This is a genomic window from Rothia sp. (in: high G+C Gram-positive bacteria), from assembly GCF_030540545.1.
Classification (GTDB): Bacteria; Actinomycetota; Actinomycetes; order Actinomycetales; family Micrococcaceae; genus Rothia.
Genome location: NZ_JAUNVZ010000003.1, coordinates 214,106 through 237,861 on the forward strand (window position 1 = coordinate 214,106; position 23,756 = coordinate 237,861).

General features: G+C 57.0%; 18 protein-coding genes and 2 tRNA genes. 17 read left to right on the forward strand and 3 right to left on the reverse strand.

All coding sequences use genetic code 11. From position 1 onward, the window contains the following. Window positions 1–104: 104 nt before the first annotated feature. Entirely contained in the window at window positions 105–839 is a 735-nt protein-coding gene (locus Q4P78_RS04015; protein WP_303339028.1) for an alpha/beta hydrolase, read from the forward strand. Window positions 840–897: 58 nt separating this feature from the next. On the opposite strand, the gene Q4P78_RS04020 is transcribed toward Q4P78_RS04015, so the two are convergent. Next, a complete protein-coding gene (locus tag Q4P78_RS04020; RefSeq protein WP_303339029.1) occupies window positions 898–1,113 on the reverse strand; it encodes an RNA-binding S4 domain-containing protein in 216 nt (71 codons plus the stop codon). 141 nt (window positions 1,114–1,254) lie between these two features. Between Q4P78_RS04020 and Q4P78_RS04025 the strand changes: the two genes are divergently transcribed. The 3 genes from Q4P78_RS04025 to Q4P78_RS04035 all read left to right on the forward strand — a co-directional run bounded on the left by Q4P78_RS04025 (window position 1,255) and on the right by Q4P78_RS04035 (window position 4,578). Then, window positions 1,255–2,634, forward strand: a complete 1,380-nt coding sequence (locus tag Q4P78_RS04025; protein WP_303339030.1) for a glycine--tRNA ligase — start codon at window positions 1,255–1,257, stop codon at window positions 2,632–2,634. Window positions 2,635–2,844: 210 nt separating this feature from the next. Further along, window positions 2,845–3,807: a GNAT family N-acetyltransferase gene (locus tag Q4P78_RS04030; protein ID WP_303339031.1), complete on the forward strand. Its 963-nt coding sequence runs from the start codon at window positions 2,845–2,847 to the stop codon at window positions 3,805–3,807. 15 nt (window positions 3,808–3,822) lie between these two features. Continuing rightward, entirely contained in the window at window positions 3,823–4,578 is a 756-nt protein-coding gene (locus tag Q4P78_RS04035) for an Eco47II family restriction endonuclease (protein WP_303339032.1), read from the forward strand. 76 nt (window positions 4,579–4,654) lie between these two features. Here the strand turns inward: Q4P78_RS04035 and dcm are convergent, their stop codons facing one another. Further along, on the reverse strand, window positions 4,655–5,980 hold the full coding sequence (gene dcm / locus Q4P78_RS04040) for a DNA (cytosine-5-)-methyltransferase (RefSeq protein ID WP_303339033.1): 1,326 nt from the start codon (window positions 5,978–5,980) through the stop codon (window positions 4,655–4,657). A gap of 122 nt (window positions 5,981–6,102) precedes the next feature. Between dcm and dusB the strand changes: the two genes are divergently transcribed. The 10 genes from dusB (at window position 6,103) to Q4P78_RS04090 (ending at window position 19,775) form a co-directional block, all read left to right on the forward strand. After that, window positions 6,103–7,269: a tRNA dihydrouridine synthase DusB gene (gene dusB, locus Q4P78_RS04045; RefSeq protein ID WP_303339034.1), complete on the forward strand. Its 1,167-nt coding sequence runs from the start codon at window positions 6,103–6,105 to the stop codon at window positions 7,267–7,269. A 266-nt stretch (window positions 7,270–7,535) separates the two neighbouring features. Further along, entirely contained in the window at window positions 7,536–8,798 is a 1,263-nt protein-coding gene (locus Q4P78_RS04050) for a hypothetical protein (protein ID WP_303339035.1), read from the forward strand. An 83-nt stretch (window positions 8,799–8,881) separates the two neighbouring features. Further along, a complete protein-coding gene (gene dnaG / locus Q4P78_RS04055) occupies window positions 8,882–11,032 on the forward strand; it encodes a DNA primase (RefSeq protein WP_303339036.1) in 2,151 nt (716 codons plus the stop codon). A gap of 155 nt (window positions 11,033–11,187) precedes the next feature. Further along, window positions 11,188–11,260, forward strand: a tRNA-Asn gene (locus Q4P78_RS04060). A gap of 321 nt (window positions 11,261–11,581) precedes the next feature. Further along, window positions 11,582–12,445, forward strand: a complete 864-nt coding sequence (locus tag Q4P78_RS04065; RefSeq protein ID WP_303339037.1) for a phage holin family protein — start codon at window positions 11,582–11,584, stop codon at window positions 12,443–12,445. Window positions 12,446–12,677: 232 nt separating this feature from the next. Then, window positions 12,678–13,889 (forward strand): glycosyltransferase, encoded by a 1,212-nt coding sequence (locus Q4P78_RS04070; RefSeq protein ID WP_303339038.1) that lies wholly within the window; start codon window positions 12,678–12,680, stop codon window positions 13,887–13,889. 181 nt (window positions 13,890–14,070) lie between these two features. Continuing rightward, window positions 14,071–14,144 (forward strand) — tRNA-Ile (locus Q4P78_RS04075). A gap of 104 nt (window positions 14,145–14,248) precedes the next feature. Then, a complete protein-coding gene (locus Q4P78_RS04080) occupies window positions 14,249–16,417 on the forward strand; it encodes a hypothetical protein (protein ID WP_303339039.1) in 2,169 nt (722 codons plus the stop codon). A 169-nt stretch (window positions 16,418–16,586) separates the two neighbouring features. Beyond that, window positions 16,587–17,144: an excalibur calcium-binding domain-containing protein gene (locus tag Q4P78_RS04085; protein WP_303339040.1), complete on the forward strand. Its 558-nt coding sequence runs from the start codon at window positions 16,587–16,589 to the stop codon at window positions 17,142–17,144. A gap of 237 nt (window positions 17,145–17,381) precedes the next feature. Further along, a complete protein-coding gene (locus tag Q4P78_RS04090; RefSeq protein ID WP_303339041.1) occupies window positions 17,382–19,775 on the forward strand; it encodes a hypothetical protein in 2,394 nt (797 codons plus the stop codon). Between the two features lie 9 nt (window positions 19,776–19,784). On the opposite strand, the gene Q4P78_RS04095 is transcribed toward Q4P78_RS04090, so the two are convergent. Then, entirely contained in the window at window positions 19,785–20,399 is a 615-nt protein-coding gene (locus Q4P78_RS04095) for a M23 family metallopeptidase (protein WP_303339042.1), read from the reverse strand. Window positions 20,400–21,049: 650 nt separating this feature from the next. On the opposite strand from Q4P78_RS04095, the gene rpsB reads away from it, so the two are divergent. The 3 genes from rpsB (at window position 21,050) to pyrH (ending at window position 23,721) form a co-directional block, all read left to right on the forward strand. Further along, window positions 21,050–21,841 (forward strand): 30S ribosomal protein S2, encoded by a 792-nt coding sequence (rpsB, locus tag Q4P78_RS04100; protein ID WP_303339043.1) that lies wholly within the window; start codon window positions 21,050–21,052, stop codon window positions 21,839–21,841. A 143-nt stretch (window positions 21,842–21,984) separates the two neighbouring features. Further along, a complete protein-coding gene (gene tsf / locus Q4P78_RS04105) occupies window positions 21,985–22,815 on the forward strand; it encodes a translation elongation factor Ts (protein WP_303339044.1) in 831 nt (276 codons plus the stop codon). Window positions 22,816–22,980: 165 nt separating this feature from the next. Beyond that, window positions 22,981–23,721, forward strand: coding sequence for a UMP kinase (gene pyrH / locus Q4P78_RS04110; protein WP_303339045.1), 741 nt, complete (start codon window positions 22,981–22,983; stop codon window positions 23,719–23,721). Window positions 23,722–23,756: the final 35 nt, after the last annotated feature.

Consider the following 23,756-nt stretch of genomic DNA (forward strand, 5'->3'; position numbering starts at 1 on the left):
TGAGGGCACCGGCTTGTGTTTAACCATGAAATATTTCCGCGCCAGCGGGAGAACCGTGGATATGTGCCGGGTTGGGAGCCGGGCGAATCGGGGATAATAGAAGCATGAGTGAAAATAAGTACGTTGTAGAATACTCCCGCCCCGAAGCTGAGCGCCCCGGCACCCACCTGGTGCTGCTGCTGCACGGCTACGGTTCCCAGGAGATGGACCTGCTCTCCCTGGCGCAGCATCTGCCGGATGAGAATATTACCTACGCCGGTATGCGCGCCCCGCAGCCGGTCGGTCACCAATTCTCCGCCGATTCTACGGGTGCTTATATTCCCGCCGATGCCCCCGGCTACCAGTGGTACCCGCTGAACCAGAGCCTTGAAAGCGATATCCGCGCTATTGAGCAGGCAAGCGACTATGTGCTCGAATGGGTTGAATCTCAGGCAGACACCTATGCTTCGGTGAGTCTGCTGGGCTTCTCTCAGGGTATGGGTATTGCGACCTCTATGGTGCGCCATGCGCCGGGGCGTTTCAAAGCGCTGATTGGTCTGTCCGGGTACGCTGTGCCTGAAGAAACTGACTACTTCCACGATGAAGAGCTCAAGAAAACTGAACTGCCCGTCTTCTTCGGGCGAGACCAGGAAGACCCGGTAATTCCTCAGGATTATGTGAATTACACCTACGATTGGATTCGCAAGTACACCGACGGTATTAAGGTGCTCTACGCGGGTGCCGGTCACGGTGTCTCCGCAATGGAGGTGCGCCACGTGGGCGAATTTATTGAGGTGAAGATTCTGGGCAAGGAGCCCGTCATTCGTGCTTCTAAGGTCGCCGAAGCCGCAGGAGAGTAGTAGAACGTAGCTCAAAGCCCCGGTCAGTGAGGTACTGACCGGGGCTTTTAGTCTAAGCCTAGTCTTCGCGGGCAACTACAACGGTGACACCATTGAGCGTGACTTCATCGCCCACATGCAGCTGCTTGCCGCGCGCCTCCTCAATCTCACCATTGACCTTCACCAGCCCGTAGCTAATGACTTCACGAGCCTGGGCGCCGTCTTCCACAAGATTCGCCAGTTTCAAAAACTGACCCAGGCGAATCATCTCATCACGAATATAAATCTGATCCATAGCATCTCAGTGTACCCCCTGACGAAAAAGCCCGGCAATGGTACCCTTATATTTTGACCTGATGTTCGGTAAGCAGCACGCTCGCCGAGAATCAACGCACGCCATAAACCAATGGCGCCAGCACTACAAGGAGAACAACACATGGCTGAAAAGTCCACCCTGGACAATGTTATTTCCCTGGCAAAACGCCGCGGCTTCGTCTTCCAGGCGGGTGAAATCTACGGCGGTTCCCGCTCCGCATGGGACTACGGTCCGCTGGGCGTGGAGCTGAAGGAAAACATCCGTCAGCAGTGGTGGCAGCGTTTCGTGCGCTCGCGCTCGGATATGGTGGGTCTGGACTCTTCCGTAATCCTGCCGCGCCAGGTGTGGGAAGCATCCGGCCATGTGGCAACCTTCACCGACCCGCTGGTGGAGTGCCTCTCCTGCCATAAGCGCCTGCGCCAGGACCACCTGCTGGAGGCCTTCGCCGAGAAGAAGGGCCGCGAGGCTGAGGGCATGGCAGAGATCGCCTGCCCCAATTGCGGTACCCGCGGCGAGTGGACCGAACCGCAGAATTTCTCCGGTCTGATGAAGACCTACCTGGGTCCGGTGGATAACGAAGAGGGTCTGCACTACCTGCGCCCCGAAACCGCTCAGGGTATTTTCGTGAACTTCAACAATGTGGTCACCGCAAGCCGCAAGCGCCCGCCCTTCGGCATTGGCCAGATCGGTAAGTCCTTCCGCAACGAGATCACCCCGGGTAACTTCATTTTCCGTACCCGCGAGTTCGAGCAGATGGAAATCGAGTACTTCGTGCACCCCGACGATGCTCAGAAGTACTACGAGCAGTGGATTGAAGACTGCTGGAACTGGTTCGTTGACCTGGGTATTAACCCGGATAATATGCGCCGTTTCGACGTGCCTGAGGCCGACCGTGCGCACTACTCCGCCGGCACCATGGACCTGGAGTACCGCTTCGGTTTCCAGGGCGGCGAATGGGGCGAGCTCATGGGCGTTGCGAACCGCACCGACTACGACCTGGGCGTGCACAATGAGCACTCCAACGCTAAGCTGGAGTACTTCGATCAGGCATCCGGCGAGCGTTACGTACCCTACGTGATTGAGCCTTCCTTCGGTCTGACCCGCTCCATGATGGCATTCCTGGTGGACTCCTATGTTGAGGACGAGGCCCCCAACACCAAGGGCGGCGTGGATAAGCGCGTTGTGCTCAAGCTGGACCCGCGCCTGGCACCGGTCAAGGCTGCTGTCCTGCCCCTGTCCAAGAAGCCCGAGCTGGCTGAGCCTTCCCGCAAGCTGGCTGATGAGCTCTCGGCACTGTGGAATATTGACTACGACGAGGCGGGCGCTATTGGTCGCCGCTACCGCCGCCAGGACGAAATCGGCACCCCGTTCTGCATTACCGTGGACTTCGATACTCTCGAGGATCAGGCTGTGACCATTCGCGAGCGCGACACCATGGCTCAGGAGCGTGTGGCACTGGACCAGGTGAAGTCTTATCTGGCTGCGCGCCTGGTGGGCTAAATAATATATAAGTTAGCTCTAGTCTAGTGACCGGCAAAGGGGCGGGTGCCTATAGGCACCCGCCCCTTTGCTATACCCTTTTCAAGGTGTAGTGGGCGATAGGGGAGCATGAGCCTGTGCGCTCTCAGCGTGCTTTATTCTCTAGCGCCCGCGCCAAAGCGCACCGTACAATAGGGGAAGATAAAGAATCCGTGCACGAAAGGTACACACATGGCATATGAGATTCGCCCCTGGCGCGAAGGCGATGACTTGGCTCTGCTGCAAATCTGGGGAGACGCCGCCAATACGAACGAGCAGCAGCAGCGTGCCGCCTTCGGCCCGGATATGAACGCCCCGTATTTTAGCCGCACACTGGTTGCCACCGATAATGATGTGCCCGTGGCAGCCGCTGTAATTACTTCTTCTGCGCTGCATCCTTCCCGCCTGTGGTCCTATGTTGAGGTGGCAAAGGATCACCGCCGTCAGGGTCTGGGTACCGAACTGCTGGCTCGTCTGGAACGTACCGCTGAGGAGTTCGGTCAAATCACCGCTCTGCGCGTAAAGCTTGCGCCTTTTAGCAGCGGTGAACAGTTCGCTCAGGCTAAAGGTATGCAGCTCATTCAGCGTTCGCGCATGGTGCGTATTGAGGCGGGCGCGATCCCCCCGGTGCCCCTGCGTGAGGATGAGAACGGCAAGCCGACCCAGGCGATTGAGGATATTGCCACCGGCTCTGTGGAACTGACCGCGGCCCTGTGGGATTTCTACCAGCAGGCTCATCAATGGGATGTGCCCGGCCAGGTGGGCCTGGGCACCGTGAACCGCTATTTCCTCTCCGATGAGGCTCGTGCTTTTGGCGCCGTGGTGCTGCGCGACCATATTCGTCAGGCGGCTGCCGAGGGTAAGAAGGGCGCTATTATCGCCTTTGCCATTAGCTACCACCCCTTTGAGAGTGATGAGGCGGCACGCCTGGTGACTGAAGACACCCCGACCGAGCTGCTGCTGGGCTATGATTTTGAGAATCCCGGCGCGGTGGAGGCGATTATGCAGCTTCTGTCCCTGCTGACCGTCAAACACCCGGTGCTGGTGGAAGTGGATGACGATATGACCGCCCTGGTGGAGGTCACCGATGTGCTGCTGCGCAACGGCACCGCCTCGGTAGAGGACGACCCGACCCTCATCTACGCCACTCGCTAAGAAAGGCTGGAAAAGATGCCTGTAGCTCGTAATTATGGTTTGTCCTGGATTGATAACGACGCCCTGTTCGAGGTGAGTCGTAAGGCATTCGCCAAGAGCTTCCAGAAAGCAAACGCTCCCTTTGACCCGGAAGAGAGCAAGAACGCTATTGACCCCTTCAACGCGCTCTTACTCATGGGCGCAACTGGTCGTGGCTATCAAGCCTGGGTTCAGTCTGAGCGTGAGCGCCAATTTGGTAAAACTCTGCAGAATGCTACCGGTAATTGGCACCAGACCGTTCTGGGTCTGGCTCCTCGCTGGAAGAATAAGGGTTCTAATGGTGGTGTTTTTGATATTGAGAGCACCGAGCCCGTCCTTGGCTTTGGTTCTGAACCTTATATGTCGGTGCATGTGATTGCCGAGGTGAAGAACAAATACAACACCATTAAGGCATCTGATGAGCGTGAAACCCACCGTAAGCTAGAGGATCAGGCGAAGTCCCGCGGCAAGGATACGGTCGCGTATCTTATCCAGATTATTCCCGATAAGAAGCAACGCTATAACAAGCCGTGGGTTCCCTCCGGTGCGCGCGAGAGTAATCGCGTATACGTGATGGATGGGCATACCGCCTACGATCTTGTCTTTGAATACCCAGATGCTTTGAAGGAGCTCTATTTAGCTCTTCCGCACATTATTAATGATGTGCTGGTGGCTGAAGGCTTTAGCGCTACTGATTTGAGTGCAGATGCAGAAGAGATATCCGCTCTGTTCGGGGCTACTTTCGGTCGGTAGAAGGAAGAGCCCATAAACAATAAAAGTGGGCTTGGATAATCATCTCATGGTGATTATCCAAGCCCACTTTTTGTTTTTAGAATAGAGTCGGCGCAGAAGAATACTGTTCGGCTACCTCGTGGTTAATAAGCTCAGAATCCACGGGAGCAATTGGCTCTACTTCTTCCAACTCAATATATTCATCCTCGGTACGTCCCTCAATCATTGCTCGTACAGCACGACCGATATGGAATGCCATGTTGGAAGGGACGGCGTTACCAATCTGCTTGTACTGCTGGGAAATAGACCCGGAGAACTGCCACTCATCGGGGAAAGACTGAATACGCGCGTATTCGCGAACCGTCAGTGGACGGGTTTCACTCGGGTGGCAACGCTCGGTCTGCTTTTGAGCGGGGCTACATGTCAGGGTCAGCGAAGGCTCATCCCAGGAGAGGCGACGAGCCATGCCGGTCTTGCCACCGCCCAGATGGTACGAACCGCCCAAATATTCTTTCTGAATATCCTCGGGCAAATCCCTCCAATAGCCACCGGGAGGCACCAGCTCCAGCACCTTACGCTTCTTCTCCGGGTAGCTCTGACCGGGAGACTCGGGGCACTGGCCGATAGCTTCCCACAGGCTAATAATGTAGTCACGTTCCTTGGGGAAAAGAATCGCGGAATCAATATCGCTTCGCACGCCGATGAGAAGCAGGCGCTCGCGCTTCTGAGCGACATCGTGGTACTGTGCTCGTACAATACGGTAGGCAACCTTATAGTGGCGTCCCTTGTCATCGCGGATGGACTGAAGGGTCTTCAGCATGGTTTGCAGGGTTCGACCGTTATCGTGGCGCAACAGGCCCTTAACATTTTCGCCCACAAAGACCTTGGGCATGACTTCCTGAACGGCACGAGCAAATTCAAAGAAGAGCGTTCCTCGAGTATCTTCAAAACCGCGAGACTTACCTGCGTAGGAGAACGCTTGGCAAGGGAAGCCACCCTCGACCAGGTCAATCTCGTTGTAGAAAGGAGTGAAATCAACCTTTGCAACGTCACCCTCGACCACGTTCCACTGGGGGCGGTTGGTGCGCAGAGTCTGCGCAGCGGAAGGGTCAATTTCAGAAAGAAGCTGGTGCGAGAAACCAGCATTTTCCAAGCCGGAGGCGGTGCCACCTCCACCTGCAAATAGGTCAATGGAGGAATAGAGAGTTTCCTCAGAGGCGCGGAGCACCTTGTACTGGTCTACATCGCTAACTTCACGGCAATGACGCTTTTGCTCAACACGCTGAATTTCTTCTGTGTCGAAGATGCGATGACCGGAAGCATTACGCTCAGCACGAATAATGCCGGATTTATCCCAGCGGCGTAGGGTGTCGATAGAGATGCCGAGCTGCGCGGAAGCTTCGGAGATAGTCAAATGTGCCATGCCATAATTATAACCCATGCATAGGCAAGGGGTATAAATTTTTAGTACATTAGTGCAGAAAAATACTAGAACATAGATGCTGGGTATGCGGGGATTTGCGCAGCTGTGCCACAATAGAAAGCGTGACTGAGCAAGCAACACACCTGAAACTTCCGCCCCTGCAGCTGGGCAAACTCACCATTGACAACCCCGTGGTCCTGGCCCCCATGGCGGGCGTGACCAATAAAGCCTTCCGCCGCCTCTGCCGCGAATACGGCGGCGGCCTGTACGTGACCGAAATGGTCACCGCGCGCGCCCTGGTGGAGCGCCGTCCCGAATCCCTGCGCATTATTGACCACGACCCCGACGAAACCCCGCGCTCCATCCAGATCTACGGTGTGGACGCCGTGAACGTCGGCAAGGCTGTGCGCATGGTCGTTGAAGAAGACCGCGCCGATCATATCGATCTGAACTTCGGCTGCCCCGCGCCCAAGGTCACCAAGCGCGGTGGTGGCGCGGCTCTGCCCTGGAAGACCGACCTGTTTACCGCAATCGTACAGACCGCGGTCAAAGAGGCGAGCCGTAACGACATTCCCCTGACTATTAAAATGCGCATGGGCATTGACGACGAGCACATTACCTACCTGGAGTCCGCGAAAATTGCGCGTGATTCCGGCGTCGCCGCCATCGCCCTGCACGGTCGAACCGCCGCTCAGCACTACTCCGGTCACGCCAATTGGGACGCTATCGCAACCCTGCGCGAGGCGATCCCCGACGTGCCGATCCTGGGTAATGGTGATATTTTTGCCGCGGAAGACGCTGTGCGCATGGTTGAGCAGACCGGCGTGGATGGCGTGGTCATTGGTCGTGGATGCATGGGTCGCCCCTGGCTCTTTGGCGACCTGCAGAATGCTTTTGAGGGTAGTAGCGAGCGTATTCGCCCGAGCTTGAGCGAGGTTGCCGCCATGATTTACCGCCACGCCGAGCTGCTGGTGGAAGCCTTTGGCGATGAAACCCGCGGCCTGCGTGAAATCCGCAAGCATGTTGCCTGGTATTTCAAGGGCTACCCGGTTGGTGGCGAGCTGCGCGCCAAAATGGCGAATGTGCCCGATCTGGCAACCTTCCGCGAATTGCTGGCTCAGCTGGATCACAGTGTGCAGTACCCGGGTGCGGCGGTTGAGGGTTCGCGCGGTCGCGCCGGCAGCCCGAAGAAGCCGCACCTGCCCGATGGTTGGTTGGATTCGCGTATTCTGGGCGATGCTGAGCGCCTGGGTCTGGTGGAGGCTGAGCTGGATATTTCCGGCGGCTAAACCAGCTTGTCCATCGCTAAAAGCCCCGGGGTCCTTTTCACTGCTGCGTATAGAGTGTCTATAGAGCGGCGGGGGAGTGCCCCGGGGCTTTGCTGTACCCTCGAGCTCTGTGAAAGAGTGCATAAAATAGCTGCGTCATAATCTGTTATATTCGCCTGCTAATGCAACCACAGGGATAGACTAAAGATAAGAAGCATGGGGAAGGAAGCCCGCGCATATTCGCTCGTGAATGATCAGGGGTGAACACAACTTACAGGGGGGTATCTATGAACTCTGGGCAGAATCCCGAGCCCTATCCCACTGTGCCTCCTCCTGCCTCCACTGAACCTGCGCAGCACACTGAGCTACCCGTCTGGCCTGTGCAGGCTACCTGGCCGGCCAAGCCAACCTGGGCGCAGTTGCGTGCCCGTATGCTCCCTGCGTGGTTCCGCCGCACCGGATATAAATTTGCATCCCTTGCATACCCGCTGCCCTTTAGCGCTCGTATTAGTGCCGGTCATCTGCCTCCGGCGGGTCCTGTGTGGTTTGGTAGCGTGATGGGTACCAGTATGGTGGCTATGCTCGCCGGTCTCTATGAGCTGCGCGCCCTGGCTATTCCGATGCTTTTTCTCAATCTGGTGCTGGTGACCTACCTGTGCTTATCGTTTACCAGACAGTGTATTAAAGACCCCGGCGTGCTGCTGCAGAATATGAGTGATGGTGCGATCATTCCCTATTGGGGTCTGGTCGCTATGGGGCTTATGTCTACCGGCTCATCCACCCTGATTGTGTTGCCCATGCTCGGCTACCGTCTGCTGCCGGCGGCTCACGCGGTGGATATTGGCATGTGGATTGTCGGAAGCGCCATTGGTTTTATTTCAGCCTTTGGTTTTGCTGGGATGCTCATGAAAAATAACCTGGGTCGCCCTGTGCCCGCCTGGGGTTTGCCTCTGGTATCCCCCATGGTCACGGCAACCACCAGCGCCGCCATGTCCGATGGCGCGCAGGGTATTCATATGAAAATGTTCCTGCTGACTATTGGTGTGCTGGGTTTTTTCCTTGCCTGGATTCTGGGCATTATTGTCTTTGGCGTGACCTATGAGTACGCCTGGTTTGAAAAGCCCCTGCCGGATATTTTGGCGACCTCCACTTTTATTCCGCTGGGTATTATCGGTCAGAGCGCGGCGGCGGCGCAGGTGCTGCAGAGCCGCATCGGTATTTTTATGACTCCGGATGCTGCCGAGGCGCTGGAATCTATTGCCCGCTGGTACGGCGCGATTTTGCTGCTGATTGGTATGCCTCTGCTGCTCTGGGCGATGTTTTTCTCCTACCGTGCTTTTGCCCGCAAGGCTCCTTTTGTACCCGGCTGGTGGGCAATGACTTTCCCGGTGGGCACCTGCTCTCTAGGCGCCCTGTATATGGGGTGGGATGTGTGCGCTGCTGTGCTTTTTGCTCTGCTGGGTGCACACTGGCTGCTGTGTGCGGTGGCTAGTCTTCAGGCTCTAGTAGCGCAGCGTAAGCTCAAGGAACCTCACCACGAAGCGCCCTAAAGCACTGTGAAGCACCGTGCGCTGAGTGCATAATATGCCCCTCCTGAAGCTGTGCATAAGTGCGCCGGTACTACAATGGGAGGGTGGCAGGTTTAATACGTAAAGAAGATATTGACGAGGTTCGCTCCCGCACCGACATACGCGAAATCATTGAAGGCTATGTCACCCTCAAAACCGCGGGTATTGGAACCTTCAAGGGGTTATGCCCGTTCCACGATGAGCGCACCCCTTCCTTTAACGTGCGCCCCGCCATGGGTACTTACCACTGCTTCGGCTGCGGCGAATCTGGGGACGTGTACTCCTTCATGATGGCAATGGAGCACACGAGTTTCGTTGAAACCGTGGAGCGCCTTGCCGCACGCCTGAACTACGAGCTGCATTATGAGGGCGGGGGAGGCGCAGACCGCTACGAGGCGCATCAGCGTCGTCGCCTGCTGGATGCCCACAAGGTCGCCGCTGAATTCTACGAAAAGCAGCTCTATTCTGCAGAAGCCGGTGAAGCTCAGCGTTTCTTGGGCGCCAAGGGTTTTACTCCCGAGGACGCCAAGAAATTTGGCGTGGGATATGCACCGCGCGGCTGGGATAATCTGTATAAGCACCTGCGCGCAGCCGGTTTTAAAGATGAAGAGCTGCGCGCCACCGGCATGTTTTCCGATAACCGTTCGGGCGGCATGTATGACCGTTTCCGCGGCCGCGTGATGTGGCCGATTCGTACCGTGGCGGGTGAAACCATTGGTTTTGGCGCTCGCCGTATTTATGAGGATGACCAGGGTCCGAAGTATCTGAATACTCCCGAGACGTCCCTGTATAAGAAGTCTCAGGTGCTCTACGGTATTGACCTTGCCAAGCGATCCATGACCAAGTCCAAGCGCGTGGTTATTGTGGAAGGCTACACCGACGTTATGGCAGCTCATTTGGCGGGTGTGGATACCGCTGTGGCTACCTGCGGTACTGCTTTTGGTGCCGGTCATATTCGAGTGGTGCGCCGCATGATTACTGACGATGGATCCGGCGGCGAGATTGTCTTTACCTTTGATGGTGACGCTGCGGGTCAAAAGGCAGCCATGGCGGCTTTTGAGCAGGATCAGAGTTTCGTGGCTCAAACCTATGTGACCATTGTTGAAGATGGCATGGATCCTTGCGATTTGCGTCTGGCTAAGGGGGATGCTGCGGTGCGTGCCTTGATTGAGGCTAAGCGCCCGCTCTTTGAGTTCGTGGTGGAAACCACCCTCAAAGCCTATGATTTGTCCACGATTGAGGGTCGCGTGCTGGCTATGCGCGCGGTGGCTCCCGTGGTTGCCGGCATTAAGGATCGCGATTTGCGTAGCGCTTATATGCGTCGAGTTTCGGGCATGCTGGGTATGGGTTTGGATGAGGTGCAGCGTGCTGTGGCTGAGGCTCAGCGCAATCCTAAGCCTGCTCGTAGTGTGCCTTCTGCGCCGGCTGAGCCGAGTGTGGATTATGCGGCTCTTGCCGGGTATGCGGTGCAGGGTGTGAATCCTGAAGCTGCAGTTGTTCAGCAGGCTCAGCCTGTGCAGCAGAACTATCAGGCACAGGGTTATCAGGTACAGCCTGCTCAGGGGGCCGCTGCTTCGGCGACCGTTCAGCCCGGTGTTTCCCAGCCCGGTGTTCCGCAAACCGCTATGGCGCCTCAAGCTGCAGCTCAGCCGGGTAGCCAGCAGCTGCCTCCCGGTTTTGTGTCTCCCGTTGTGCAGGTGCCTGTGGTGCAGGATCCCACGGTTGATTTTGTAATGCCCTCTATTCAGGATCCGGTGGCTCGTGTGGAGCGTGCCGCCCTGGAGTCTGTGCTGCAGCTGCCTCAGCTGGTTTCTTATGAGCAGTGGCAGAATTTTGCGCGCTCGAAGTTCCGTTATAGGGTGCATCGTGAGATTGCGGCGGGTGTGGTACATGCTGCCTCTCATCTGGCGCCTGCTGCCGGTATTCAATGGCTTAATGCTGTGCGTGAGGGTGCTGACCCTGCGGTGCATGCGGCGATTGCTCAGTTCTCGGTGGAGCGTCTGCCGGTGGCTAATGATCAGCAGCAGCCCTTCTATGTGCACGGGGTCATGTGTTCTTTGCAGGAAGCGCAGATTGCTCGCCGTAAGTCGGATTTGATGATGCACCTGCAGCGTCTTAATCCTGAGACGGAGGCGCTGGAGTATCAGGCGGTGCAGCGTGAGTTGCTGGATTTGGAGCGTGAGCGTAGGGCTTTGCGCAGTTCATCCAGCGCCTAGAGTTCGCGCTTGGGCGCATGGGGGAAGGGATGGCTCCGCAACCCGATATGTATATGTGATACAGTTCATGTCATTTCGATTTGCGGAGCTCCCAAAACCCCGGTATAGTTATTACTCGTTGAAGGGGAAACCCGGAAAAAGAAAAAACAAAATATTCCTCCGTAGCTCAATTGGCAGAGCATTCGACTGTTAATCGAAGGGTTACTGGTTCGAGTCCAGTCGGGGGAGCAAACGAAAAGCCGCTCACTGAGCGGCTTTTCTGCTTTCTGGGATAATACCCGTACTCTAGGAGAAGACGGGGATACGTTATGGATTATTCTCCAGATTCACCCGCTGAAGCCTATGCTCGTGCAGAGCGTATTGTTATAGCTGCCCTCACTGGAGAGCTGAAGTATGAGCGCTAGCTGAGGGAATCGGCTAGAAAAATCACAGTCGATTAGAGTCGTAGAACGCGAAAAATCCACACGAAGCCTCTTAAAGCGCGCTAAAATAAAAGTCTGTGGAGTGTACGCTCCACTCCACGTATCGCATTCATAGAAGAGGGTGGGCATGACCACTAATACTAATCCCAAGGGCATTCGTGCCGGTATTGCGGGGATTAAGAGCGGCGTCACGAACATCATCGGTGCCGCAAAGCTGATCTCTCGCGATGGCCGCGAACAGCTCAAGGACGAAATTGCTATTGCAAAGCACGAGCTCAAGACCAAGGGCATTGCCGTTGGTAAGGGCGCAGCATTTTTGGTAGTTGCTGTTGTTTTTGCACTGCTGCTGACCATTGCCCTGGTCTCCGCAATCATTCTGGGCCTGTCGACCGTTATGCCCGGCTGGGCTGCGGCTCTGCTTGTCTCCCTGGTTTTCCTGATCATTCTGGCTATTTGCGCGCTGATCGGTATTAAGCGCGTCAAGGCTGAGCTGCCCTTCAAGCCCGAGTCCGCTATTTTCGGTGTGCTCTTTGACCTGGGCGTGCTCAAGGAAGGTAGCGCAATGACCGCTGAGCGTCTGAGCGCTGAAATTCAGGAGCGCGCAGAGGCTAAGCGTCAGGCTGCCGAAGAAGCTGCTGAGAAGGCACGTCAGGAAGCTGAAGAGCGCAAGGCGCGCGGCGAGGAAGAGCCCAAGCCGCCGACCATTGAGGAAATCAAGGCACGCGCCGCTGAGCGCCGCACCTACCTGGCAAGCCTGCGCGATCAGCTTGAGGTTGACGCCAATGGTGTTCAGGCTGGCACCGAGCATCTGATTGCCGGCGTTAAGGCAATCCCCAGCGAGGTTGCTACCGAGGTCAGCCAGGCAGGTAAGCGCCTGCAGCAGAACATCTCCAAGCCCGAGGTTGTTAAGGCTCGTTGGGTATCCTTCACCGCTCTGGGTGTATCCCTGACCGCGGCTGTATCTTTCCTGCGTAAGCTGCTGCGCCGATAATACTCGCGCCACTTATCGCTCACAGCGCCCCGTACTGTACTACTACAGTGCGGGGCGCTGTACTATACTTTTCCCTCTGCCCAAACTTCCAGTAAACTCCCAGGGCATAAGGCGCCCCAGAATTAGCCCCGCACCATGGGCACTCGATACACTGGATAGGAACAGAAATCGGTCAGCCACAGACATCACCATCCACCGATAAACCACACAATCCATACCCCAGGAGCAAAGCATGAAGCAGGCAGAGACGATCCTCATCGGAGCCGAAACCTACCCGCCCGATATTAACGGTGCGGCACAATTTGGTCACCGCCTCGCCACTTCTATGCTCAAGCGCGGCCACGCAGTCCACGTGGTTGCCGCAAGCCCCATGCCCGGCCCCAGCTACACCACCGTGGTCGAAGGTGGCATTGTGGAGCACCGACTGCGCTCGCACCTGCCCCCGACCCACGAGAATATTCGTATTTGCACCCCCTGGGAGATTTGGCGCGAGGTCGGTCAGATCCTCGATGAGGTTAAACCCGATGTGGTGCACATTCAGTGCCACTATATTATTGGTCGTGTGCTGGCTCTTCAGGCCCAGCGCCGCAATATTCGCGTGATTGCCACCAATCACTTTATGCCCGAGAACCTCAGCCCCTTCCTGCCTTTCCCGCAGCCGGTTAATGATGCGATTGCTTGGGCTACCTGGCGCGATATGCGTCGCGTGTTCTCTCGCGCCTCCGTGGTTACCACCCCCACTCAGATTGGTGCGGACGCCATGGAGACTCGCGGTAAGTTCACCACCCCGGTCATGCCTGTCTCTAATGGTATTGAGATTAGCGACTACGAGGCAGCCGATGGTAAGAACCTGCGCGGCTCCGACGATAAGCTGCGTATTGCTTTTGTGGGTCGATTGGCACGCGAAAAGAATGTGGACGTGCTCATTGAAGCTCTCTCCCTGCTGCCCGAATCCCTCAACCACGTGCTGCTGAATATTGCCGGTGGCGGCGAGCTGCGCGAAGAGCTGGAGGCAAAGGCCCGCGAATGCGGTGTCGCCGATCGAGTATTCTTCCAGGGCTTTGTGCCCGATGAGAAGCTGCCGGATGTTTACCGCAGCGCCGATGTTTTCTGCCAGCCCGGTACCGCCGAGCTGCAGTCCCTGGTGACTCTGGAGGCAATGAGTGCCGGTGCCCCCGTGGTGCTGGCAAACGCTATGGCTCTGCCTCATCTGGCAAAGGACGGCGTAAACGGTTACCTCTTTGAACCCAATAATGCTAAGGACCTGGCGGAGAAGCTGGAGGCTGTGCTTTCCCTACCTGCCGCTAAGCGTGAAGCAATGGGTCAGGCAAGCCGCGAGATGGTCAGCTACCATAGCGCCGATAAGACTTGGGAGATCTTTGAGGAGCTCTATGTTTCTGATGCTCCCTATGAGCATTTTCTCTCTGAGCACGCCAAGGGCTAAACTCGGCGCTTAATCTCGGTGAGCTTCCGGTTCTGAGGAGGAGAAAGAAGCAAATCCAATAGGTGTTCAAAGCCTTTCCTGGAAAAATCCTGAGAGCATGACCCAAAACTCGCACCGGCACGAAAAAATAGGGTAATCTTATACAAGTGCTTTGACAGCGAAGGCTGTTGGGGAACACTGTGGGGTGTTAGCTCAGCCGGTTAGAGCAGGGGACTCATAATCCCTTGGTCGCGGGTTCGAGTCCCGCACGCCCTACACTACCCCCGTTCAAGTCCTCACTCGAGGCTGAACGGGGGATTTTTTATACCCCTATCGCGCGCTAATAGTGCGTGAACTCATCGACGATAGAGAAAACTCTCATGACACACCATACTCCGGAGCGTGTACGTACCAAACGCGCACCCCGCACCATCGTTGCCACGGTGCTACTGAGCATCCTGGCGCTCATCCTCGCCGCCTGCGGCGCCCGTCTGGAAACCAACCTCACCATGGAAGAGGGCGGCAAGGGCACCCGCATTATGTACACCGACTTCAACCTCAAAGAAGACGCGAATTACATTAAGGGTGGCGCCGATGCGCTGGATGCTTCCATGCGCAAGCACCTGCCCAAGCAGCTGACCTTCGACGGCATTACCCGCGACGGCGATAAGGCACGAGCCACCTTCAAGCTCAGCTTCGATTCCCCCAGCGACTACCAGGCGAAGGTTAAGGAACTGCTCAAGACCAGCGGTTCGAGCATTGACCCCTCCATCACCCTCTCCGAAACTAAAGAGGGCCTGGTCACCGGCGTGCGCGTGAACGAAAACTTCGCTACTAAGGATCTGCTGGGCTGGATCCCCGAATCCCTGGTCGTGGACGGCGTGATCGAGTCCAGCCGCAAGAGTAGCGTGCTCGGCAGCGAAGAGAAGACCGTGCTGACCTATCAGGGTAAGGAAATCAAGAGCAGCTCCTACACCCGACTGCAGGTTACCGATGTGCAGGATAACGGTTTCAACTCCCTGGTGCTCAAGCTGCAGATTACCGATAGCTCCAAGGCAGAAGCCAAGATCTACCTGCTCGCCAAGGACATTATGAGTCCCGAGCGCGGCCAGACCGTGGATAATTACCTCAATGCTCATCTGCCTACCAATGCCAGCGTTAGCCGAGGTATTGACGAGCAGGCTGTTAAATCTGCGGGTCTGTACTATCTCAATATGCCCACCAGTGAGGATGGCAAGGCGCAGATCGGTCGTACCGTCTCCTTTAGCGGCAGCATGGAAGAAATCCAGGCTGGTCTGAAGAAGCTGCTGGGTGATAGTACCTCCCTGCAGTACTCCTCCGAGCTGAAGAACGACAGCGGTTCCCTGTACGTCTACGACCAGGTCAAGGGCACCATTAACTGCACCTCCGTATGCTCCCCGGGCGCCAAGATCTACACCGATATTGACAGCTCTCAGGGTTCTTCCACTAGCGAGCGTTCCTACAATAAGAATTACAGCGACACGAAGGAAAGCGACGGCAAGCTCGAGCTCTCTGCATACCACCGCACCCGCGTGGAAATGAAGAGCGTAAAGGTTGAAACCATCGTCAAGGACAACCAGAGCGTTGAAGCGAAGTTCAGCTTCGGTTTTGACGCCGAGCAGGCAAAGGTCGCTGACGCTTCCCTGCGCAATAGCTTCAAGCTGCCCGAAGGTCAGGAGGGCGAAGTAAGCACCCGCGAAGAGAACGGCCAGGTCTACTACGAGGCAACCCTGACCGGTAAGGATCCGAAGGAATTCGAGTCCCGTCTGCAGGCGTACCTGCCTAATTCCTCCTTCTCCATGAGCGAGCGTGCCTTCTATGCGCCCTTCGGTGAAGACTACCGCCTGAACGCCAAGTACATGGTTGGCGCTAAGATCGACTCGAGCTTCAAGGGCTCCTACGATTTCAAGCTGACCATGCCCGATGAGCTTTCCAAGACCGGCAGCGATGTGCCCTATAAGGATGCTGAAGTTTCCGGTAAGGAAATCACCTACCATCAGGAATCTATGAGCGGTTCCTCCAGCGCCAATAGCAAGGACTTCACCCTGCAGGCTCACGGTATTACCCTGATGAGCATGATTATTGACGGCGTGCTGGTTCTGCTGATCCTTGGCGGTATTGTGCTGATTATTCGTGCGATTCGTCGTTCGGCTAAGAAGCGTGCCGAGGCAGTGGTGAACCCCGTGGTTGCAGTTCCGGCAGCTAACGCACCGGTAGCGAATGCGGCTGCTAACTATGCACAGCCTGCGCCCGCTCAGGCAGCTCCTGCCCAGGCTGCACCTGTACAGCCCGCTCCGGCAGCTCCCGCGCAGCCCGCAGCACCGGCTCAGACTATTCCGGCTCCCGCCGTACCCATGCAGAATATTCCCGCGCCCGCAGCGCAGCCGAATGTTCCTCCGGTACCGCCGGCAAATATTCCGCCCGCGAATATTCCTCCGGTGAATATCCCGGCGCCCAACAGCCAGCCGACTCCGCCGCCTCCGGCGCCCGGTCAGTCCAATGGCTACGGTAGCTACGGCCAGTCCTAAATAAGACACATGCCCGTGTTGATTCTTTCTTCAGAATCAGCACGGGCATGTTTATGTGTTGGAAATAATAGAGCAGGGGTGACGGGTCGGAGGGCAAAATAATAGTCAGTCGGATACTATAAATCTGTACTCACTCGAAAGTACTTTCCTATCACACTCAAAGGACACCATGAAGCACACATACACTGCGCTGGCAATGATTGCGGCGCTCGCACTGGCAGGCTGCTCCTCCAAGGCAGACACCACCAATAACGCACCCGTTAAGGGTTCCAGCAGCTCGGCAAGCGCATCTGCTTCCGCCTCTGCATCTGCTTCGGCTAGCGCAAGCCCCAGCGCCACCAAGAGCGCATCCGCTAGCGTAAGCCCTAGCGTAGTTCCCAGCGTGAGCGTTGAGACCACTCAGGCTCCTGTTCAGACCACCCAGGCAGCGGTGGAGGCACCGGCACCGGTTGAGACTACCACTCAGGCCGCCTATGTGGCTCCGGCCCCCGTACAGACCACCACCCAGGCCGCCTATGTGGCTCCGGCCCCCGTACAGACCACTACTCAGGCGGCTTATGTACCCCCGGCTCAGCAGCAGCCCGCTGCCCCGGTACAGAACGAGAATGTGTACTACGCTAACTGCGCGGCAGCACGTGCAGCCGGTGCCGCCCCGATATATAAGGGACAGCCCGGTTACCGCTCCGCTCTTGACCGCGATAATGACGGTATTGCCTGCGACAAATAAGCTGTGCTGATGAGCAGAATCAAGGCTCCAGAAGAGAATCTTCTGGAGCCTTGCGCTCTATCCGGCGCACAATACAAGAGGAGAAAGAGCGCAGGCACAGGGCTTCAACCAAATACACAGCTGGAGCATAGAAACACATGCTAGTATCAACCTAACCCGAGCCCTGCCCGCATCTAAAGCACCTGCGCACAGGGCACGGAACCCAGCCCATGTCGCCGAGCACAGCAAAGGAAAAGCATGCCCCAGACCTTTACGGCAGCCCGCGCACCCCGCAAGCACACCGCCGCCCAGCGCACCCTCGTGCTGCTTGCCTCTGCCCTCATGCTGATCCTCACCGCCTGCGGCACCACCAAAATGGGCACCTCCATAAAAATCACCAGTCCCGGCTCCGGCAGCCGAACCATGACCATTACCTTCACCAAGGTCACCAGCTCCGACGCGCTTCATGGCGGAGTCGAGGCAGCAGAAAACTCGGTTAAAAACCATCTGCCCGAAGAGCTCAGCTATAACGGGCTGACCCGCGACGGCGAGAACGCCCAGCTGAGCTTTACCCTGGACTTCGCATCCCCGCAGGATTACCGGCAGAAGATCGCGTCCCTGCTCAGCGCCTCCGGTTCGAATATCACCCCCGATATTAAACTCACCGCCACCCGAGACACCCTGGTGCCCGGTATCCAATTTGAAGAGAATTTCACTTCCAAAGACCTCATGGGATGGCTACCTAAGGGACTGGTGGAGGATAAAGTGGTGTCATCCTCCAATGCTTCTAAGGTGCTGGGGAATGTGGGCGCAACTAGCGTGACCTACAATGGCGCCGAGGTGAAAAATTCCTCCTCGGATAAGGTCAAAGTCTCCGAGGTCAAGGACTACGGATTCCACTATGTTTTGATTCGCACCGCGATCAATAATGACGGCACCTACACCACCTCGGTGATGCTGCGCTCCCGCGAACCTATGAAGACCGAGCAGCGCACCGCCGTCGATACCTATCTCAACCAGCACGTACCTACCGGGGCTGAGGTACGCCGCGGTGCCGAAGCCTCCGCCTTTGCCGAGATTACTAAGCTCTCTTCCCGCAGCGATAGCAGCGAGGAAGAAAATATGGGTCGCACTATTAGCTTTATGTCCCGCAGTATGGATGAGCTCAATGAGGATTTAGGTGCGATTTTTGGCCGCTCCTTGAATCTGCAACGCACCACCAGCGCCCAGGTAACTGAGGACGGTGTGCAGCTGGCTGAAGAATTCACCGGACGTATGGACTGCTCCCTGCTGTGCTCCCCGCAGGGTCAGGGCGGTTACCTACAGCTGCGCGACGCCCAGGCAGCCCCCAATACTTTCTATAGCGGCACCAAAGATAATGTCAGCAATGCCTCCAGCCGTATTAGCCGCGATCTGAAGCTGCGCTATGAGCATTCCCTGATCGCCCAGAGCACCGCGGTGGATGTGACCGTGGGGCTGAATAATAGTGTGCAGGCTCGCTTTGACTACGGTTTTGCCACCGCCGATATTGCTACCGCCTCGGATCAACTAGCGGCGTTTTTGAGGGCGCCGGATCAGAATAATTCCACCCTGAGCGTGCGCGAAGAAAACGGCACCACCATCTACTCGGTGACTATGAACGCCGCCAGCGTGACCGAATTTGAGCGTGCCCTGCAGGCCTATCTACCCGGCTCCCAATTTTCCATAGCAGACCGCGAGGGCTACCACCCCTTCGGCTCGACCTATAGTGTCTCTTCCCTTTTTGCCCTGGAGACTAAGGTGGGTCGTAACTATAACGGCTCCTTTGAGGCGCGCGTGAACCTGCCTGCGTTGAGCGCAATTCCCGCACAGCAGAGCGTGAAGGACGGCACCGAGATTAGCGCCGGGGATAACTCCGTGCGTATTTACCGCACTCAGGGGCTGGCTCAGGCTCAGCAGATTAACCTGCAGGCGCGCGGTATGAACCTGCTGAGCGTGATTATTGATGCGGCCCTTGTGCTGGCTCTGATCGCCGCCGTGTGGGTTTTGATCGCTCGCCGAGGTAAGCTGCAGCAGCGCCACCGCGCGATCCGTGCCCGCCGCGAAGCCTACCTTGCCGCTCATGCTCCCGTGCCCGGTGGCACACAGGATACGCATCGCGCTGCCGCTGAGAACCCTGAGCCTGCAACCGCGGTGCTTGCCGCAGGTTCCCTTGGTGCCCTGTACGGCGCCAATACCGCTCTGGCGCGCGAGGTTATGGATTCCGCTCCCGGCTCTTCAGAACAGAGCCTGGATGCAACCCGCGTGCTGCCCGACGTGCCTGCACCTTCTGCCCGGGGTGAGTCGGCTGCGGTGACCGAGGCGCTGGATGCAACCCGCGTGCTGCCCGAAAGTCTGGAGATGCCCCTGCCCGCTTCGGCTGAGAGCAGCGTGCAGAATACTCAGCCCCAAGATACCCAGGATACCCAGGAGCTGGGGGAGAGCGAGGAAACCATTGCCTTTACGACCCGGGTGCTGCCTCAGATTCCTGAGCCGATGCGCCCCGCCCAGCCTGAGGATGCTACGAGTGGAAAGCAGAGCGAAGAGCAGCACGAAGAATCGGCTGAAGAAGAGTCCGAGGAGAGCACTAGTGAGGTAGAGCAGGCAGAATCTCACGCAGAAAACGACGCATAGGATACTCCTCTAGGCAGCAAAATCACTGCCCGTAGGGTAAAGCCGCGAGGGTTCAATAGCGCGCGGTACGTTCAGCAAAGTCAGCGGGTCAATATACTCGCTGGCTTTTGCTGTATCCGTATCCGTTCCTTCTGGAATAATGCGCACGCCCCAGTGCAGGCAGGGGATAGAGCCGCACGGGCGAATCGAGCTATCCAGGGCGGCGATGCGCTCGCCCGCCTGCACCTCGCTACCCGTTGCCAGGGCATCGGCAACCGGTTCAAAGGAACTCTTGGAGCCGTCCTCGTGCTCAATGACAATGACCCGGCGATTGACCACGTACCCGCTAAAACTAATGCGCCCGGCAGCCGGTGCGTATACGGGTGTGTCAAAAGCGGGCATGCGCAGTTTGACCCCTCGGTGCCCGGCGGACCAGCGTTTTTCGGGTTTCTTAAAGGCGCGCACTACGCGAATATGATTCCTTCCGGTGGGGGAGAGGAAGACACCCCGCGCCGGGGTCGCCCTGTGGCTTAGAGCTAGTGAAGAAGCCTCAGTAGCAGAAGAGATGGGAAGTGCACCCGGCGAAAGCCCCAGAGGAAAAGCTACCACCGGGACGAAGAGAATACGTAGCAGAGCAGCAATCATAATGCCTCCTTTGCAATTCACAGAAGAATCAAGCAGATAGGCATATCTGAGCATTAAAAGTGGCACCTTGAGTGCCAGGCTGTGGATAAACGCGGCGAAAACTATCAAAACGGAAATTATCCACAGCCTCAGCCGGCTGTAGATATCTTTCATACCATAATCCGGGGTCATGAACCTGAGCCGGTGCCCAGATTGTGCGCTTATATGACGTGCAGATGATCTGGCATCTTCTCTCTTCCCGCTCGCCTAAACACAGTGAAAAGATACACGTAGAAGCATCGCCCAGGGTGCACTTAATGACATCCATGTAATTTTTCACCCCTTAACCCGGGATGAGCGCAGATTAAATGCGCTTAATGGGGTACACTTGTGTATTGCAGTGTGCATACCTGTGCCCACTGACGACGCGTATTGTGCGGCTTTCACGCTCAACGCCCGGTTTTAGCTGCCGGTCGTGTGGAAACCTATAGCACCTATGGTCCGCGACTCTTTCCAGACGCGGGAGGCGCCGAACAACCCAAGCCTACTGGGCTTCGTTGAGCGCAATACCAGGGGAGCATCCGCTCCGAAATCAACCATTAAACTACTATGCGCGCGTTCGTACTAGCCCGATATGGGAGGTCGGCGCGGCACCATTAGAAGGAGACGACATGCCCGTCGTAACTATGCGTGAGATGCTGGATTCCGGCGTTCACTTCGGTCACCAGACCCGCCGTTGGAACCCCAAGATGAAGCGTTTCATCCTCACCGAGCGCAACGGTATTTACATCATCGACCTGCAGCAGTCCCTGGCCTTCATTGACAAGGCTTACGAAGCTGTTAAGTCCACCGTTGCACACGGCGGCAACATCCTGTTCGTGGGTACCAAGAAGCAGGCTCAGGAAGTTATCGCTGAGCAGGCAACCCGCGTTGGTATGCCCTACGTGAACCACCGCTGGCTCGGTGGTATGCTGACCAACTTCAGCACCATTTCCAAGAGCATCGCTCGCATGAAGGAACTCGAGCAGATTGACTTCGACGATGTTGCAGGTTCTCGCTACACCAAGAAGGAACTGCTGCTCATGCGTCGCGAGTTCGAGAAGCTCGAGAAGACCCTGGGCGGTATCCGCAACCTGACCAAGACCCCCTCCCTGCTGTGGGTTGTTGACACCAAGAAGGAACACCTGGCTGTTAACGAAGCACAGAAGCTGGGCATCCCCGTGGTTGCAATTCTGGACACCAACTGCGATCCGGACGAAGTTGCATTCCCCATCCCGGGCAACGACGATGCAATCCGCTCCGTGAACCTGCTGACCCGCGTGGTTGCAGACGCAGTGGCAGCTGGCCTGATCGAGCGTAACGCCAAGAAGTCCGGCAAGGCTGAGGCAGAAGAGCCCATGGCTGCTTGGGAGCGCGAGCTGCTGGAGCAGCACGAGGCTGCTCAGGCTGCAGAAGCTAAGTAAGCTTTAACGTTTAGCCGTTTCTAACGGATAAACAGTGGAGGGCGCCCACCCGGTAAAGGGTGCGGTGCCCTCCGCCCCTATATTTTCAGAGAATTCCCTTATCTTCCGGGGATTCTAGGACACAATATCGAGGAGTTCACATAATGGCGAACTACACCGCAGCAGACATCAAGGCACTGCGCGAGAAGACCGGCGCAGGTATGCTCGACGTCAAGAAGGCTCTGGACGAGGCTAACGGCGACCAGCAGAAGGCTATGGAGATCATCCGCGTTAAGGGCCTGAAGGGCGTTACCAAGCGTGAGGGTCGTGCAACCGCTGAGGGTCTGATCGCAGCTCGCGTACACGAGGGCGTTGGCTACATGGTTGAGGTTAACTCCGAGACCGACTTCGTGGCTAAGTCTGACCCCTTCATCGCTTTCGGCGAGAACGTACTCGAGGCAGCTATTGCTGCAGGCGCTTCCACCATTGAAGAGCTGCAGGCTGCTTCCGTTGACGGCAAGACCGTTGAGGAACTGACCACCGAGGCCGGCGCACTGCTGGGCGAGAAGATCGTTGTCCGCCGTGTTGCACGCCTGGAGGGCGAGAACGTTGCAGTGTACCTGCACAAGACCTCCAAGGACCTGCCCGCTCAGGTTGGCGTTCTGCTGGCTGTTGAGGGCAAGGACACCGACAATGTGGCACACGACGTTGCAGTTCACATTGCAGCAATGAGCCCCAAGTACCTGGATGCTTCCTCCATCCCCGCTGAGCAGGTTGAGACCGAGAAGCGCGTGGCTCGCGAGACCGCAATTGCTGAGGGCAAGCCCGAGCAGATCCTGGACAAGATTGTTGAAGGCCGTCTGAAGGGCTTCTACAAGGAGAACACCCTGCTGGATCAGGACTTCGCAAAGGACACCAAGAAGTCCGTTGCTCAGATCCTGGACGAGGCAGGCGCAAAGGCTACCGGTTTCGCACGTTTCCGCGTGGGTGCCTAAGCTTAACGGCTGTTCTAACACCTATCAAATCTAGGTTTTAGCGCACATCTGAAGGGAGGTCGTCACATGACGGCCTCCCTTTAGCGTATCCTTATAGAGAGAAAAATTTTTGCCCGAGCGCCCCGTGCGGCTCTCGGGACAAGAGAACAACCACTGGAGGTAACCATGCCCGAAACTGCACATTCGATTCACCGCGATGAAACCGGTCGCCGCCGCGTATTGCTCAAGCTCTCCGGCGAGGTTTTCGGCGGTGGCGAAGTGGGTATTGACCCCTCGGTGGTGCGCGGCATTGCCAAGCAGATCGCCGCAACCGTTGGTGAGGTTGAAACCGCTATTGTGATCGGTGGCGGTAACTTCTTCCGCGGCGCTGAACTCTCCCAGGAGGGTATGGATCGTTCCCGCGCAGACTACATGGGTATGCTCGGTACCGTGATGAACTCCCTGGCTCTGCAGGATTTCCTGGAGCAGGAGGGCGTAGATACTCGCGTGCAGTCCGCTATCACCATGCCTCAGGTAGCTGAAACCTACATTCCCCGCCGCGCTATTCGCCATATGCAGAAGGACCGTGTGGTGATTTTCGGTGCCGGTGCGGGTCTGCCCTACTTCTCCACCGATACCGTGGCGGCTCAGCGCGCCCTGGAAATCCACGCCGATGAGGTGCTGGTGGCAAAGAACGGTGTCGACGGCATTTACACCGCCGACCCCAATAAGGACCCGAACGCTGAGCGTCTGTACAACCTGACCTATGATGAGGCGATGGCGCGCAATATCCGCGTGCTGGATCAGACCGCGTTCTCCCTGTGCCGCGATAATAACGTAACCATGCGTGTATTCGGCATGCAGGGCGAGGGCAATGTTTCCCGCGCTATTCTGGGCGAGAAGATGGGTACCCTGGTCACCCGCTAAGCTTAGCGCTTTACAGACTGTATATTAGTGCGCTC

What these genes read in the sequence shown, in the direction of transcription:
- Q4P78_RS04015 (WP_303339028.1), top strand. Translation starts at nt 105, where the DNA reads ATGAGTGAAAATAAGTACGTTGTAGAATACTCCCGCCCCGAAGCTGAG.
- Q4P78_RS04020 (WP_303339029.1), bottom strand. Translation starts at nt 1,113, where the DNA reads ATGGATCAGATTTATATTCGTGATGAGATGATTCGCCTGGGTCAGTTT.
- Q4P78_RS04025 (WP_303339030.1), top strand. Translation starts at nt 1,255, where the DNA reads ATGGCTGAAAAGTCCACCCTGGACAATGTTATTTCCCTGGCAAAACGC.
- Q4P78_RS04030 (WP_303339031.1), top strand. Translation starts at nt 2,845, where the DNA reads ATGGCATATGAGATTCGCCCCTGGCGCGAAGGCGATGACTTGGCTCTG.
- Q4P78_RS04035 (WP_303339032.1), top strand. Translation starts at nt 3,823, where the DNA reads ATGCCTGTAGCTCGTAATTATGGTTTGTCCTGGATTGATAACGACGCC.
- dcm (WP_303339033.1), bottom strand. Translation starts at nt 5,980, where the DNA reads ATGGCACATTTGACTATCTCCGAAGCTTCCGCGCAGCTCGGCATCTCT.
- Q4P78_RS04050 (WP_303339035.1), top strand. Translation starts at nt 7,536, where the DNA reads ATGAACTCTGGGCAGAATCCCGAGCCCTATCCCACTGTGCCTCCTCCT.
- Q4P78_RS04065 (WP_303339037.1), top strand. Translation starts at nt 11,582, where the DNA reads ATGACCACTAATACTAATCCCAAGGGCATTCGTGCCGGTATTGCGGGG.
- Q4P78_RS04070 (WP_303339038.1), top strand. Translation starts at nt 12,678, where the DNA reads ATGAAGCAGGCAGAGACGATCCTCATCGGAGCCGAAACCTACCCGCCC.
- Q4P78_RS04080 (WP_303339039.1), top strand. Translation starts at nt 14,249, where the DNA reads ATGACACACCATACTCCGGAGCGTGTACGTACCAAACGCGCACCCCGC.
- Q4P78_RS04085 (WP_303339040.1), top strand. Translation starts at nt 16,587, where the DNA reads ATGAAGCACACATACACTGCGCTGGCAATGATTGCGGCGCTCGCACTG.
- Q4P78_RS04090 (WP_303339041.1), top strand. Translation starts at nt 17,382, where the DNA reads ATGCCCCAGACCTTTACGGCAGCCCGCGCACCCCGCAAGCACACCGCC.
- Q4P78_RS04095 (WP_303339042.1), bottom strand. Translation starts at nt 20,399, where the DNA reads ATGATTGCTGCTCTGCTACGTATTCTCTTCGTCCCGGTGGTAGCTTTT.
- rpsB (WP_303339043.1), top strand. Translation starts at nt 21,050, where the DNA reads ATGCCCGTCGTAACTATGCGTGAGATGCTGGATTCCGGCGTTCACTTC.
- tsf (WP_303339044.1), top strand. Translation starts at nt 21,985, where the DNA reads ATGGCGAACTACACCGCAGCAGACATCAAGGCACTGCGCGAGAAGACC.
- pyrH (WP_303339045.1), top strand. Translation starts at nt 22,981, where the DNA reads ATGCCCGAAACTGCACATTCGATTCACCGCGATGAAACCGGTCGCCGC.